At 71.5% G+C, this 15,094-nt stretch carries 7 protein-coding genes and 1 pseudogene; 3 read left to right on the top strand and 5 right to left on the bottom strand.

Translation table 11 applies throughout. From position 1 onward, the window contains the following. Positions 1-160 precede the first annotated feature (160 nt). Both G3I65_RS22490 and G3I65_RS22485 read right to left on the bottom strand, forming a co-directional pair. Complete coding sequence (locus tag G3I65_RS22490) at positions 161-1,141, bottom strand: abortive infection protein (RefSeq protein WP_160697858.1); 981 nt, start codon at positions 1,139-1,141, stop codon at positions 161-163. Positions 1,142-1,250: 109 nt separating this feature from the next. Then, complete coding sequence (locus G3I65_RS22485) at positions 1,251-1,670, bottom strand: hypothetical protein (RefSeq protein ID WP_160697857.1); 420 nt, start codon at positions 1,668-1,670, stop codon at positions 1,251-1,253. Positions 1,671-1,808: 138 nt separating this feature from the next. Here G3I65_RS22485 and G3I65_RS58295 point away from each other — a divergent pair. The 3 genes and pseudogenes from G3I65_RS58295 to G3I65_RS22475 all read left to right on the top strand — a co-directional run. After that, positions 1,809-1,868 (top strand): annotated as a pseudogene (locus tag G3I65_RS58295) (hypothetical protein); the annotation flags it as partial. Positions 1,869-1,932: 64 nt separating this feature from the next. Further along, positions 1,933-2,103, top strand: coding sequence for a tautomerase family protein (locus tag G3I65_RS58810; RefSeq protein ID WP_309235636.1), 171 nt, complete (start codon positions 1,933-1,935; stop codon positions 2,101-2,103). Between the two features lie 548 nt (positions 2,104-2,651). After that, positions 2,652-3,899, top strand: coding sequence for a cation:proton antiporter (locus G3I65_RS22475; protein WP_160697856.1), 1,248 nt, complete (start codon positions 2,652-2,654; stop codon positions 3,897-3,899). A 6-nt stretch (positions 3,900-3,905) separates the two neighbouring features. Here the strand turns inward: G3I65_RS22475 and G3I65_RS22470 are convergent, their stop codons facing one another. The 3 genes from G3I65_RS22470 to G3I65_RS22460 form a co-directional block, all read right to left on the bottom strand. Further along, complete coding sequence (locus G3I65_RS22470; RefSeq protein ID WP_160697855.1) at positions 3,906-5,012, bottom strand: thioesterase domain-containing protein; 1,107 nt, start codon at positions 5,010-5,012, stop codon at positions 3,906-3,908. A 35-nt stretch (positions 5,013-5,047) separates the two neighbouring features. After that, positions 5,048-11,986, bottom strand: a complete 6,939-nt coding sequence (locus tag G3I65_RS22465; protein WP_160697854.1) for an amino acid adenylation domain-containing protein — start codon at positions 11,984-11,986, stop codon at positions 5,048-5,050. Positions 11,987-11,995: 9 nt separating this feature from the next. Beyond that, the coding region (locus G3I65_RS22460; protein WP_203612466.1) for a condensation domain-containing protein at positions 11,996-15,094 on the bottom strand (3,099 nt) is incomplete at its 5' end.

The following is a 15,094-nucleotide window of genomic DNA, read 5'->3' as shown; positions in this document are numbered from 1 at the left end:
TTGAGGTCCAGCGCGGCCAGGAGGTTTCCCCAGGGGGGCGACGACCGCGCCGATGAGATCGCGGACCCCGGTTGTGGTCAGCCGCCTACCGCGACGGCTCGCGGCTGGTCACGTTCGAGTGCGTCGAACGACCCCACCTCCATGATCAACACGGCAGCGGTTACGGGCGACTGTAAAGCCGGGACACAGTGGTGAATGCACGCTTGGGCTCCCATGTGCCGTCCGGTCGGACGGCAACCAGCCCGTAGGCGGCCCGGTCGAGGTCTGCTTGCGGATCGGAGTCGTGTGGATAGGTCCAGCTGGCGAAGGTGAACACGAAGGCGCCGTCCGCGCCTGCTTCGACCAGCACGTCGAGCACTTCGCGGATTTCGCCGGCCTGTTCGTCTTCGCTGCGCTCGTAGGTTCCCCGCAGCCGGGGTGGCGTTTGGGCATGGTCGACGATCGTCCAGGCGAGCGCACCGCGATCACGGGCTCCGCGATAGGTGGCACATCCGATCTCGCTGGCCACGACCGGTTTTCCGTGCCGGCTCCACTGCGCAATGGCGCCGGGGAATCCGTGCCGAGTCTTGGAGTCGCGGTAGGCGTCGACACAGACAATGTCGAACTCCGACCAGTCGACCTCCTCCCACATGCCCGAGGCGTAGGTGAGCGGACCGCTGAAGTACTCCCGGGCGAGAGTGCGGGCGCGAGCCAGGACCGCGTTGAGGCGGGTGTTGAACGACCCGCGTCGTGCGGTGCTGAGCATGAGCCGCCATGGTGAGGCGAAGGTCCGTCCGCGCTCGGTGACTCCGGCGCCGGAGACCAGCCCTCGCATGAACATCGTCAGCTCCCAGCCCACCACGAGCACGACGTCCCCGTCGGCGGTGAGCTGCGCGGCCAGCCGTGCCGCCTCGGCCACGGTGCTGAGGAATTCGTGCTCGGTCGCGTTGTGTCGCTGCGGCGACAGCCACACCGCCAGGCCGTGCCGCTGCGCGCACCGGGCGGCCACCTGCATCCGCTCCAGATCGTGGCCCACGATGCGCACCGCGGAACAATGGAGGTCTTCCGCTATTGCTCGCATGTCTCGCTCGACCGCTGCGGCGTCGAAGAGCGGGCGCGACTCGCGTCCGGCGAACACCATCACGCCGACGTCGTACACCACGCCGCGCAACGACAGACCCGCGACACCTGGCCCAGTCATCCGATAACCCGCTTGCTCGGTGCGCCGACCGCTTCTGCGTTGTCCACATTGAAGGGTAACAGGATGCTGGTCAGCCAGTGCATCGCGCGGTGGTCCGCGGCGCGGGCCCGTGTTCCTCGAAGCCGTGCGCCCGCGTGTGCGATGTCGAAACGCGGACGGTCACCCAGCCAAGCCCAGCGGCGGCGCCGGCACCAGCCTGACGCAGCCAGGAAGCTGCGAGCACGCCGCCGGAGAAGAACCACAGGCCGAGCGGATGGTTGAAGGTGAGGCCGACCAGGCCGGCTCGCGCCGCCACGGTCGCATATCCGACAAATCCGTGCCAGTCTCGAGGTTCGGGGTGATTGCCCTCGGGGACGGGGCCACCGTGCACGAAGACCACAGCCGGCCGGGCCGGTTCATCGGCACCGCCGGCATAGCTGTCCATTGCATCGGCGCGGATAATCGACGGCCTTGAGGCCGGGGACACCGAATTCCTCGCCGACGACGTCATGGCGGCGCTGTCCGGCTCCGTGGAACACCTGACCTTCGCGGCCGCCGGCTGACGTCCCCGTCACCCGGGGACTACACGCACCTGTTCGCCGTCCGCATCGCCGACCACTACGAACAGGTCCGGTTGCCCCGGTTCCACGTGATCACGCTGTTCCACAAGACCCGGCCCGAGGACTTCTACGTCGGCGGCCAGCCGACCGCGGCCGGGGTGCGCATCGTCATCGACCACATCGCCCGGCACAACCCCGACCAGGAGGCCCCCGGTGGATCAAGGGCATGCTGCAAGCCCAGCTCGAAACCCACGGGGGCCGCACCGGGCGTTCCACGACGACGAAACCAGCGAGGACCTCTGGATCAACGGAATCGTGCCACCTCCAGGAGGCTCCGACGCCGAGAAGAACTGGGCGAAGCAGAACTCGGCGTATCCCGGCTGACCGCACCGCCGGGTGGCGTTGCCGACACATCGAAGTTGTCAAGCCGGTGAGCGAATGTGCGATGCCGGCAATGGACACTTCGGAGCACTGGCCATCATGGTCAGAGCGCGAGCACAGTCGGGTGCAGGTCTGGACGAGACGCTCTGTGACGTCGCCGCGCTGCACGCGGTCCTGGAGAACGGATCGGAACCCGACGGGCCGGTGTCGCGACGGCCGTCCGCGACCACGGAACCACTGCCGGCGACGGAGGAATACCTCCGCGCTCGGCTGGTCGAAGTGTACCGTCGCGCCGCGCGGAGCGAGTGTGCCGCGAGTTCACCTGGACAGCGTGGACTGGCCTGCCACCTCGGTTGACAAACGGGGCAGAGCCCAGAAAAGTGACCGGCGACGCTCCGCAACCGCTTTGCCCGGCCGGGATTCCGAGCCCGCGCCATCGGACCTCTCGTACGAGCGGGCGAATTCGCATTGCTTCCGCGGGTACCGATCACCTCTTGTGGCCGTTCCGAGCCGGGCTCGCGAAGTGACGCCGGTATGCGAAAGGTTCTCCAGTGACCGATCACCAGGTGGCCATGCTTCTGGTCGACGTCGCGCTCGTCATCGCCCTGGCCGGCGCGGCCGGGTTCCTCGCGCGCAAACTGGGTCAGCCCGCGGTCGTCGGGGAAATCGTCGCCGGGATCGCCGTCGGGCCGACGCTGTTCGGCGGTGTCCTCACCCGTTGGCTGTTCCCCGATGACGTCCGGCCGTTTCTTTCGGCGCTGGCCAACATCGGCCTCGCCCTGTTCATGTTCCTGGTCGGCATGGGCATCGAGCACGCCGGCGCCGCTGGCACCCGCCGAGCCGTCGCCGCCGTCGCGATCGGGTCCGCCGCGCTGCCGTTCGGGCTCGGCGCCGGGGTGGCCTGCTACCTCGCCGGGCACCACCAGCCGGTCAGCCGCACCGGATTCGTGCTCTTCGTCGGCGTCACCCTGTCGATCACCGCGTTCCCGGTCCTCGCCCGGATCATCGCCGAACGTCGGCTGACGCGGACCGCCGTCGGCACGATCGCGCTGTCCGCCGCCGCCGTCTGCGACGTCGTCGCGTGGACCATGCTCGCGTTCGTGCAGGCCGTTTCCGCGCAGGACTTCGGCGCGCACTGGCAGCCCCTGCTCCTGATCCCGTTCGTCGCCGTCATGTTCGGTGCCGTGCGGCCGCTGCTGAACCGCCTGCTCGCCGGCGCCACTCCGCCGGCCGCGACAGTGACCGTCATCTTCACCGGCGTCCTCGCCACCGCCGCAGCCACTCAGCTGATGGGTCTCCACCTGGTCTTCGGCGCGTTCCTCTTCGGCCTGATCATGCCGAAGAGCGCGACCCGCGAAGTCCGCGAGTCCCTCACCCGCCCCCTCGAAGTCGCGACGAAACTGCTGCTGCCGGTGTACTTCGTCATCACCGGCTTCAACGTCGACCTTTCCCGCCTCGGGCTCGCCGGCGTCGTCGACCTCGGACTCGTCGTCGCCCTCGCCATCCTCGGGAAGTACGCGGGGGCGTACGCCGGCGCCCGGGCCGGCGGGCTGCCCGCCGAGCGTTCTGCCGTCATCGCCACCCTGATGAACACGCGCGGGCTTACCGAGCTCATCGCACTGGGCATCGGCCTGCAGACTGGGCTGCTCGACCAACAGCTCTACGGCGCCATGGTGCTCATGGCCATCATCACCACCGCGATGGCCGGGCCGCTGCTGGCCCTCATCGCCCGCCGCGCCGGGCGGCAGGGGCTGGACGCCTTCGGTGACCTGGAACCGGTCCGGGTCCGCCAGCCGTGAGGTGGTCTACCGGTCGTCCAGGGCGAGGATGGTGCGAGCGGTGGCCGGTGCGGACGCGCGACCGAGGACGGAGAAGTGGTCGCCGTCCAGTGACACCCGGCGGAACGCCGCCGAAGTGTGCTTGGCCCACCGGGCATCGAAGTTCTGCGAGCGGGACGCCGTCAACAGGTCGACCGGTGCGGTGGTGACGCCCTCGGGCCGGTGGTTGCGGCCTGCCTGGTACACCGAGCGGAACCTGTTGACGTAGCAGACGAACTCGGTCTCGTTGAGGCCGGCGAGGTGCGGGATCACCCGGGCCAGGAGGGGGAAGCGCCGGTGGAGCTCGGCTGCCAGGCGTTCCTTGGTAGGGGCGTCCAGGCCTGCGCGGACCGCGCACCACAGTTCCGCCACCGACGCGCCCGGTGGAGTGCCCTCCCAGGCGAACCCGGCGAGCAGGGCCCGCTCGTGTTCGGGCGTGAACATCCCGGCGTCGTCCGGGCTCGGGAGGTCGAGCTCGTACGGCGAGTCGACGAGGACCAGGCGTTCGACGGGCCGGCCGCGCTCGTCGAGCAGCTTCGCCATCTCGAAGCCGATCAGGCCCCCGAGGCTCCAGCCCACAAGCACGAACCGGCGCTCGGCGCCGAGCCGCGACACCAGGGCCGCCACGTACTTCTCCGCCAGGCCGGCGATCGACAACGGCCGGGGCACCTCGAACTCCTCGTGCGCCGCCTTGATGCCGTAGAGGTCGGCCCGGCCGGAGAATTGACCGGCCAGTGCGAGGTAGCCGTAGACGTCGCCGCCGACGTCGTGGATGGCCACGAAGGTGACGTCGGAGCGGCCGGGGTCCCTGGTCAGCGGCACGACGACGGCCTGCCCGTCACGGGGCGCGGAGGGCCCGCCGGTGAGCCGGTTCCAGACCGCGGTGACCTGCTGGTCGATGGTCCGGCAGCCGGCCAGGTCGGCGAGCTCGAACTCCGTCTCGAAGGCGTCGTTCAGCTCGGCCAGCATGACAAGCGACTTCAGCGAGCTGCCGCCCGCCGCGAAGAAGTCGGTGTCCCCCGCGAGCTCGTCGTTTTCCAGGACCTGTGCCCAGAGTTCGCTGATCGTGGCCCGCACTTCGTCCTCGGTTTTCATCGGTCTGCCCTTCGCGGTCGAACTCCGGGAGGCGGTCACAGGAGCGGGAGTTCCGACAGCGGCTCCGCTGGGTTCGCCACCAGGCCGAAGGCCGCGCGGACGACGTCCGCCATCGCCTCCGCCGTCTCCCGCCGAAACAGGGAACTGTCGTAGTTGAGGCTCACGCGGAAGCCGTCTTCGGTCTCGTCGACCAGGAAGGTCACCGGGAACTTGCTGATCCGGGGCCGGTCGACGTGGTACTGCCCGACGGCCAGGTCCTCGCCGCGGAACAGCTCCGCCACCGGCAGCCGCGGGTAGTAGGCGAACATCACCTCGAACAGCGGAGGGTGGTTGCCGTCCGCCGGGAGCCCGAGGTCGCGGACCAGCGTCTCGAACGGGTACTCCTGGTGGTCCAGGGCCGCGAAAAGCTCGGTGGCGTGGGCCTCCACCAGCTCACGCAGCCCCCGCGCGCGATCCACCCGCACGCGGACGGCGAGGGTGTTCACGAACATGCCGATGGTGGCCCGGATCCGCGGATCGCGGCGGCACTCCACCGGGATGCCCACGGTGACGTCGTCCTGGCCGCCGATGTGCGCCAGCACGCCCGCGAACAGCGAGAACAGCACCGAAAACACCGTGGTGCCGGCCTCCCGGGCCAGCGACTCCACCTGTTTGCGGCGCTCCGCCCCGATCCACACGTCCACGTAGCCGCCGCTGAACCGCTGCACCGCGCCCTTCGGGAAGTCGAACGGCAGGGCCAGCGGCGCCCGCTCCCCGCCGAGCTTCCCGATCCAGTAGGCCCGCTGCCGGGCCCGCTCGTCCGCGGCCGCTTCTCCGGCGAGCAGCGCGTAATCGGCGTAGCTCAGCCCCGGCTCGTCGAGGTCGTCGCCGCGGTACAACCGGATCAGCTCGGTGAACAACAGCGCGACCGACGCGCCGTCGAACACGATGTGGTGGACATCGATGACGACGTAGTGCTCCACGTCCGAGCTCTTCGCGAGCTTGATGCGCATCAGCGGCGCCTCGGCCAGGTCGAACGGCCGCACGAAGCCGTGCAGCACGGCGGTTTCCTCGCCAGGGCGGAGATCCGCGCGCGCGATCGGCACCTCGGCGGTGGGTTCGACCAGGCCGACGACCTGGCGGTTGCGGATGGCGAACCGCGTGCGGAAGGCGTCGTGGCGCCGGACCAGTTCGCGCACGGCCGCGCGGAAGCGGGTCTCGTCGAGCGGGCCGCGGACGGCGAACGACAGCGGGATGTTGTAGGCCGTGCTGCGTGGATCGAGCCGCTGCAGGTAGTAGACGCCGGCCTGGGCCGTCGTGATGGGGTACTCAGTGGCCGCCGGCCGGGCACCACCGGCGGCCGGGGACGACGCCCGCGGCGCGCGTTCCCCGGCACTGTCGCGGATCTTCGCCGCCAGCGCACGCACGGTCGGGTGGTAGTAGAGGTCGCTGATCCGCAGCCCGGCGCCCAGGTCTTCGTTGAGCCGGGCGATGATCGTCATGGCGCGGAGGCTGTCGCCGCCCAGGTCGAAGTACGAGTCGTCGACGCCGGCCCCGGGCGCGGCCACGACGGACTGCCAGATCGCGAGCACCCGGCGCTCGAGCCCGGTCTCCGGCGCCGCCGCGACCATGCGTGGTCCCGGCCGTTCCGGTCCGCCGCGGGCGAGCAGCGCCCGCCGGTCCACCTTGCCGTTCGGCGTCAGCGGGAACTCCCCGAGGCGGGCGAGCCCGGCCGGGACCAGGTAGCCCGGCAGGACAGCGGCGAGCGACCGCCGGACCTCGTCCGGCCCGGTCCGCGGCTCGTCGGCCACGTAGTAGGCGTCCAGCTCGGCGGTGCTCCCCTCTCCCCGGACCAGCACGGCCACCTGCCGGACCCCGGGCAGCCGCTGCAGCGCGACCTCGATCTCCCCCAGCTCGATGCGCCGCCCGCGGATCTTCACCTGCGCGTCGCGACGGCCCAGGAACTCGAGGTTGCCGTCCGGGCGCCACCGGGCGTGGTCGCCGGTCCGGTACAGCCGCTCGCCGGGAAACTCCGGGTGCTCGGTGAACACCGCCGCGTCGAGCTCCGGACGGTTGACGTACCCGCGGCAGAGCCCCCGGCCGGCGAGGTGGATCTCCCCGGCCACGTCGATGCCGGCCGGGTGCCCGGCGGCGTCGAGGACGTAGACCCGGGTGTTGTCGACGGGCCGGCCGATGGGAACGGCCCCGGTGCCATCGGCCAAGCGGTAGACCGTGCTGTAGGTCGTGTCCTCGGACGGGCCGTAGAGGTTCCGGACCTCGGTGCGGCCGACGTCCAGCACCTCCCGGAGCGCGGGCGGCGCGGGCTCGCCGGCCACGTTGACCGCCGTCACGCCCGACAGGTCGTGGCCGGCGCGGGCCAGCTCCATGATCACCGAGGGCACGGTGTTGAGCAGGACGCGCCGGTGTGCGCCCAGCCACTCGCCGATGTGTGCCGGGGATTCGATGATCCGCACGGCCTTGCCCGCGACCAGGGAGTAGCACAGCTCGAAGATCGAGAGGTCGAAGCAGATGGAGGTGGCGGCGAAGACCACTTCGGCGTCGGTGCCGGCGAACTCGCGCAGGCACCACTGGAGGAACGCGGCGAGGTTGTCGTGGGTGATCTGCACGCCTTTCGGGTTCCCGGTGGACCCGGAGGTGTAGATGACGTACGCGGTCGCCTCGGGTGACGGTGACGCGGCCGGGACAGCGGGCCACTCGCCGAGGGCGGCCCGGAAGCGGCGCACGAGCGGTGCATCCACGACGACGTCGCAGTGGCAGTCGCCGAGGATGAACTCGATGCGGCGGTCGGGGTAGGCCGGGTCGAGCGGGACGAAGGCGGCGCCGGCCTTGAGCACGCCGAGCAGGCACACGACCAGCCAGTCGTCCCGGCCGAGCAGAATCGCGACGTGGTCTCCGGGGCGCACGCCCAGCTCCGCGGTGAGGAACCCGGCGAACTGGTCGGACCGCATGCCCAGCTGCGCGTAGGTCACGACCTGGTCGCCGACCAAAAGTGCCGGATCGTTTGCCGAGGCGGCGCACCGGTCGGCGAAGCGGGTCGCGAACGGCAGGCCGCCGGGGTCGGCACGGCCGCGGCCGAAGGCCAGCACGAGATCCCGTTCGGCCGCCGGCACGCACCGCAGCTGCCCCAGCGGGCGCGTCGCGTCGTCGCACGCGTCGGCGAGCACCGTCTCGAACGCGCCGGCGAACCGGCGGACCGCGCCTTCGTCGTAGAGGTCGGTGTTGTACTCGACTTCCATCGCGAGCCCGGCGGCCGAGCCGCGGTCGGCGAAGGTGAAGGTCGCGTCGAACTTGCTGAACCGCTGTGGGGCCGGCCGGCGCCGCAGCCGGAAGCCGGGACCCTCGATGTGGCCGAGCGCCTGGTTGTCGGTCGCGTTCTGGAGGACGACCAGCAGGTCGAAGACCGGGCTGCGGCCGGGATCGCGCCGCAGCGCGAGGTCGTCCACGATGGCGTCGAACGGGTGGGCCCGGTGCTCCAGTGCTGCCGTGGTGCCCGCCTTGACCTTGGCCAGCAGCGCGCCGAACGTGTCTCCGGGGTCCATTGTGGTCCGCAGCGGGACCGTGTTGACGTAGAACCCGATCTGGTCTTCCAGGTCGACGTGGTCCCGCCCGGCGACCGGGGTGCCGAGCGTGATGTCCGGCTGGCCGCTCTGCCGGAACAGGGTCGCCTTGAGGGCTGCCACCAGCACCATGAACAGGGTGCACCCGTGCCGGGCGCCCAGCTCCTCGACCCGGGCGGCGAAGGAGGCCGGGAAGGCGTGCTCGACGACCGCGCCGGCGTGGGTCTTGACCACCGGACGCGGTTTGCCGCCCGGCAGGCCGGCCGGAGGCACGGCGTCGATCCCGGCCAGGGTGGCGCGCCAGAACGCGCGGTGGGCGTCGTGCCGCGGGGACGCCAGGCGGTCCCGCAGCCAGGCGGTGTAGTCCTTGTACTGGACTCCCAGCTCGGCGACCGGCGGGCCCGCCGGCGCGGGATCGTAGAACTTCAGCAGGTCGCTCACGAACACGCCGAGCGACCAGGCGTCGCAGACGCTGTGGTGGACGGCGAAGGCGAAGACGTGGCTACCGTCCGCGGTCTCACCGAGGGCGGCCCGCAGCAGCGGTCCCCCAGCGAGGTCGAACGGCTGTCCCGCGAACTCCGCCAAGGCCTCCTCCCCGGTCGACGACAGGTGCCCGAGGTGGAAGCCCGTCGCCGACACGGTCCGGATCACCTGCCGCACCTCGCCGTCCGGGCCCGTGCGGAACACCGTGCGCAGGCTTTCGTGCTTGCCGATAACGCTCAGCAGCGCCCGCTCCAGCCGTTCGGCCGCGACCTCGCCCCGGATCTCGTAAACCGAGCTGAGGTTGTAGGCCTGGGACGCGGATTCGAACTGCGAGGCGAGCCAGAGCCGCCGCTGCGCGTTGGACAGCTCGTAGTCGTCGGCGGGCGCCAGCCGGGGGATGCCGGCGAACCGGCCCGGCGCGGCGGCGCTGACGACCGCCGCGAGGTCGTCGAGGCGGGAGTGTTCGAACACGGCACCGACGCTCAGCTCGACGCCGAAATCCTTCGAGACGTAGGACACCAGGCGGATGGCGGTGAGGCTGTGCCCGCCCAGCGCGAAGAAGTCGTCGTGCCGGGCGATCCGCCCGCGGTCGAGCAGGCGCGCCCAGAGCCGGGCCAGCCGTTCTTCCACCGGGGTGGCGGGCGGCTCGAACGCGGTCGCCACGTCGTCGCCGCGGGGCGCCGGCAGCGCCCGCCGGTCGAGCTTGCCGCTCGGCGACCGCGGGAAGGACGGCCGCCGGACGAAGTAGGTCGGGATGGCGAAGGGCGGCAGGGTCCGCGCGACCTGTTCCCGCAGGGACCGCGGGTCCAGCGGAGAGCCGGCGATGTAGTAGGCGACCAGCACGTCCTCACCCCGGACCGGCTTGGCGCAGACGACCACGTCGGCCACGCCGTCCAGTGCGCGGATCGCCCGCTCGACCTCGCCCGGCTCGATCCGGAACCCGTTGATCTTCACCTGGTCGTCGGCGCGGCCCAGGAACTCCAGCCGGTCGCCGTCCTCGCAGCGAACGAGGTCCCCGGTCCGGTAGAGGACACCGTCGAAAGCGGTCTCGGCCGGATCGAGCCGGACGAACCGGCGCGCCTGCTGCTCGGGGTCGTTGAGGTAGCCCTTGGACAGGCCCGCGCCGCCGAGGTACAGCTCGCCGGCCGTGTCCGGCGGGCACAATCGCTGCTGGGGGTTCAGGACGAACAGGCGGATGCCGTCGATCGGGCGGCCGATGGGGATCGGGCCGCCGTCCGGCCGCAGGTCCGTGGCGTCGAGCCGGTGGTAGCTGACGACGTCGGTGAACTCGGTGGGGCCGTAGGAGTTCATGATGCTCGCCCGGAAGTGGGACGAACTGGTCCACGCAGCGAGCTTCGCGGCGTCGATCGGTTCCCCGCCGAGCACGACGTGGCGCAGCGACCGCAGCGCGTGGAACTCCCGGTCGCCGCCGAACTCCAGCAGCGGGTAGAAGGCGCTCGGCGCGCTGTTGACGACGTCGATGCCGTGCGCGTCGACGTACCGGGCGGTGGCGGAGTAATCGTCCAGGGCCGTGCCCGGCAGGTGCAGCCGTCCCCCGCACAGCAGCGGCGCGAAGAGGTTCTTCTGGGCCAGGTCGAAACTGACCGGGGCGATGAGCAGGAAGTCCGGTTGCTCTTGGTCGCACACCTCCCGCAGGTACCAGGCCAGGAGGTTGCGGAACGCCCCGTGTTCGACCGCGACCCCCTTCGGCGTGCCGGTCGACCCGGACGTGAAGATCACGTAGACACTGTCGTCCGCGCGGACGTCCGTCCCGGGGTCGGTTTCCGGGTAGTCGCGGATCCGGTCCGCGAGCCGGCCCAGCGCGATCACGTTCGCGACGGGCACCGGGAGGTCACCGGGCTCCCGCACCACCACCGCGGCCGCGCCGCTCTGCTCGATCAGCAGCGCCTGGCGGTCCGCCGGATAGCGCAGGTCGATCGGCACGTAGGCCGCGCCCGCCTTGAGCGTGGCGAGGACGGCCACGATCAGGTCGCGGCCCGCGGGCAGCGCGACCGCGACGAAGTCCCCGCGCCCGAGACCGTGTTCCTCCCGGAAGAAGCGGGCGAGCCGGTTGGCGTCTTCGTCGAGCTGCCGGTAGCTGAGGGCGCCGGCGGCGTCCACGACCGCCACGGCGTCCGGGGTGGCGGCGACCTGCCCGCGGAAGTCCACGAGCAGGCTGGCCGGCAACTCCGGGTCCGGCGCCGGGCCGGTCAGCGCGCCGGCGAGCCGGCCGACCTCGGCGGGGGTGAGGACGGGGATCCGCCGCAGCGGCCGGTCGAGGTTGTCCCGCAGGCTCCGCACGAGGCCCACGAAGTGGTGCAGGAACCGGGACGCCGTCCGCCCGTCGCAGCCGGGGGCGCAGGTCAGCGTGAATTCCGTGCCCTGCCCGGTGACCGGCACTTCGAGCAAGTAGGCCACCCGGGACGCCAGCCACGGGGTCACCTCCGCGTCGCCCCGGCTCACCAGCCCGAACCGGATGACGTCGAGCACGTCGCCCTGGGCGTCTATCCAGCCGCGCAGGCCATCCCACGGGTAGTCACGGTACGGCGCGGCCTCGAGCGTCTCGGCGCGGGTCGCGCCGATCGCGTCCCGGAGCGTCCCCTCCTCGTCGAACCGGCCGGTGTGGAACGTGAGCGCCTCGGAGGCCGGGGCGAGGCCGCCCACCGCGACTACGCCGGCGTCCGGTCCGAAGTAGAACGACAGCAGGAAGTGGTAGAGAGCGTTATAAAGGACCATTTCCGCCTGGGCGTCGCCGCGGCTCGCCTTCCGCAGGAAGGTCAGATCCGCTTCGGACGCGGTGACCGACCAGTGTCCCCGGCCGCCGGTGTGCCCCGACGGCGTCAGCGCCACCGGCCGGTCCGACGGTTCGCAGCCGCCGAGCTTCCGCACCCAGAAGTCCAGGGCGATGCGGGGATCCAGGGTCTTCTCGGTCATCGTCTCGTCCTAGAAGTCGAAGTCGATGTCGTGGTCAGCGGCGGCGAGCTGCTCTTCGTCGACCGTCCCGCCGTATTCGGCGAGCGGCCGCTCCGGTGCGTCCACCGCTTCCGCGAGCAGCGCCGCGAACCGCCGCCAGAGCAGCGCGACCGACTCTTCGTCGTACAGGGCGGAATCGAACTCGACCATCGCCCCGATCCGTCCACCGCGGACGGTGAAGTTGAAGGTCAGGTCGAACTTGGCCACGCACTCGCGCCGGTCCCGCAGCCTGATTCCGAGGCCGGTCTCCCGGCGGACGCGGTCCTCGAAGCCGTCCAGGTCGTGCAGGACCAGCAGGACGTCGAACAGGAAGCCGCGCCCCGGCTCCGGGCGCGGGACCACGTCGGCCAGCTGTTCCAGCGGGTACAGCTGCCGGGCGTGGGACTCCAGGAACTCCGCCCGGGCACCGGCCAGCAGCGCGCGGAAGGTCGTGTCCGCCCGGAACGCCGTCCGGAGGGCCAGGGTGCCGGCGAGGAACCCGATCTGCGTCCGCAGATCCGGTGAGAACTCGCGGCCGGCTGCCAGCGTGCCGAGACAGATGTCGGTCTGACCGGTCCGGTTGTGCAGGGTCGCCACCGTGGCCGAGTGCAGCAGGGTGAACAGGGTGATACCTTCGGCCCGGCAGAAGTCGAGCGCGCGAGTGGTCAGCGCCTCGTCGAGATCACCGTGGAAGACCGCCCCGCCGAACGACTTCACGGGCCCCCGCGGGCGGTCCGTCCGGAGTTTCAGGGCGGGAACACCGTCCTTCAGCTTGTCTTCCCAGTAGGCCCGGCTCGGCTCCAGAAGCCCACGGTCGCGCAGGTCGCGCAGCCACAAGGCGTAGTCGCCGTACTGGAGTGCGGGTTCCGGCAAGGGATTCCGCTGCGCGTAGGCCTTCAGCACCTCCTCGGCGAAAATCGTCACGGAGATCGCGTCGCACACGATGTGGTGCATGGACAGCATGAGAACGTCGTCCGGGTGCACACCGGTCACGTATGTCACCCGGAACAGCGGGCCGGTGGCCAGGTCGAACCGCCGGTGCAGCTCCCGCCGTTCGATCGCGGCCATGGCCGCCTCCTGATCGCCGTCCGGGGGCACGCGCTCGACCTGCACCCCGCCAGCGGGCAGCCGGTCGCCGACGCGCTGCACCAGCTCGTCCTCGCGCCGGGCGAAGCGCGTGCGCAGAATCCCGTAGCGGGCCACGACCGCGTCGACAGCACGTTCCAGCCGCCCAAGCTCCAGCCCGCCGGTGACATGGACCGACGCCAGCACGTTGTAGGACGTGCGCTGGTCCTGCACCCAGATCCGCGTCTGGCTGGAGGTCACGGGGTACTCGGCGCGCGGCGGGCGCCGCGTGAGCGCCGGCCACGTCGAATCCGTGGCCGGTACCAGCCGCGCGGCCATGGCGGCCACCGTCGGCGCCTCGAAGACGTCCTTGAAGGACAGCGTGAGCCCGGTCGTCTTCTCCAGCCGGTGCAGCAGTTCGATCACGCTGAGCGAGCTTCCGCCCAGCTCGAAGAACGACGCTTCCGGACCGGCGGGCGCGACGCCCAGGACGTCCGCCACGCATTCGGCGACGGTGCGTTCCCGCTCGGTCATCGGCCGCGCCGGGCCGTCGCCGGGGCCCGGCTCCCCCGGCGCGGGCAGCCGGGCCGGGTCGAGCTTGTTGTTGGGCGTGAGCGGGAAGGCACCGAGCACGTGGACGGTGGCCGGGACGACAGCGGCGGGCACCGTCCGAGCCAACAGTGCGCGCAGCTCGGCGGGGGCCACGGCAGCGCGCTGCCGCTCGTCGGGCACCTCGGCGTACGCCGCCAATGCCTCGCCGCCGTCGGCCGCCAGGTACTTGACGACCCGCGCCCGGGTGACGGCGGGGTGCTCCGCCAGCGCCGTCTCGAGCTCGGCCGGTTCCACGCGGTGGCCGTTGACCTTCAGCTGCCGGTCCGCCCGGCCGACCAGCTCGATCTCCCCGTCCGGCCGGAACCGGCCGAGGTCACCGGTGCGGTAGCCCCCGTCCCGGAACTTTTCCGCGGTGAGGTCCGGGAGGCCGAGGTAGCCCTTCGCGACGTGCCGTGATCCGACGACGATCTCGCCGACTTCGTACACCTCGGGGCGGCCGCCGTGCCCGGCGTCCACCGACAACGTGGTCCCGTCGCAGGGAACGCCCAAGTTGATGGTGCGCGATGGATGCTCGGGGTCGATGCGCTGCAGGGCGTTGAAGGTACTTTCCGCCTGGCCGTAGAGGCTGTAGAGGTCGACGCCGGGGAACAGCTCGAAGTGCCGCACCGCGTCGGCAGGCTGCACGGGTTCGCCGCCCAGGACGACGGCACGCAGGTCACCGGCGCCGGGCCCGCTGCGCCGGGACAGGATCTTCCGGTACAGCGAAGGGGTCGCGTGCAGGACGGTGATCGACTGACCGGCCACCCACTGCCGGAGGTCGTGGTGCCCGGCATTGTCGTGGAAGGCCAGGACGCGCAGCTGCGCGCCGGTGACCAGCGCCGTGTAGACGTCCAGGACCGCGGCGTCGAAACCGAGGGAGGACACGAGGCTGAGCCGGTCGTGCTCGGTGATCGACAGGCGCCGCCGGTACTGCTCGGCGAAGAACCGGACGTGGTCAGCCTCCTGGATCACACCCTTCGGCGTTCCCGAGGTGCCGGACGTGTAGAGCAGGTAGCCGCGCGCCGGGCCTGCCGCGAGGTGTCCGTGGGCTTCCGCCGCCTCGATGTCGTCGAAGCGCACGACCCGCGGCCCTGCCCGCCACGGGAGGTCCTCCCCCGCCAAGATCAGGCGGACGCCCGCGTCCGCGACGATCCGCCGCAGCCTCGCCACGGGATCGCGCGGCTCGAGGAACACGTACTGGCGTTCGCTCTCCAGAACGCCGGCCATCGCGGCGATCGCGGCCGCGGTGTCGCCGGCGCGGAAGTACAGGCCGATCGGGCCGGTCGCGGCGTCTTGCCGCAGGTAAGCGCCCACCCGGCCGGCCAGGGCGAGCTGTTCCCCGCACGTCGTCTCGCCCCGCGGGGTCGCCACCGCCACCCGCCGCGGCTGCCGGGTCATCGCGGCCCGGATCGCCTCGGTCAACGGCCGCGGGTC

The organism is Amycolatopsis sp. SID8362, from assembly GCF_010550475.1.
Lineage (GTDB): Bacteria > Actinomycetota > Actinomycetes > Mycobacteriales > Pseudonocardiaceae > Amycolatopsis > Amycolatopsis eburnea.
The sequence above is the reverse complement of the archived record's forward strand: the minus strand, read 5'-3'. Positions and strand labels throughout refer to the sequence as shown.

What these genes read in the sequence shown, in the direction of transcription:
- G3I65_RS22485 (WP_160697857.1), bottom strand. Translation starts at nt 1,670, where the DNA reads ATGACGTCGTCGGCGAGGAATTCGGTGTCCCCGGCCTCAAGGCCGTCG.
- G3I65_RS22470 (WP_160697855.1), bottom strand. Translation starts at nt 5,012, where the DNA reads ATGAAAACCGAGGACGAAGTGCGGGCCACGATCAGCGAACTCTGGGCA.
- G3I65_RS22465 (WP_160697854.1), bottom strand. Translation starts at nt 11,986, where the DNA reads ATGACCGAGAAGACCCTGGATCCCCGCATCGCCCTGGACTTCTGGGTG.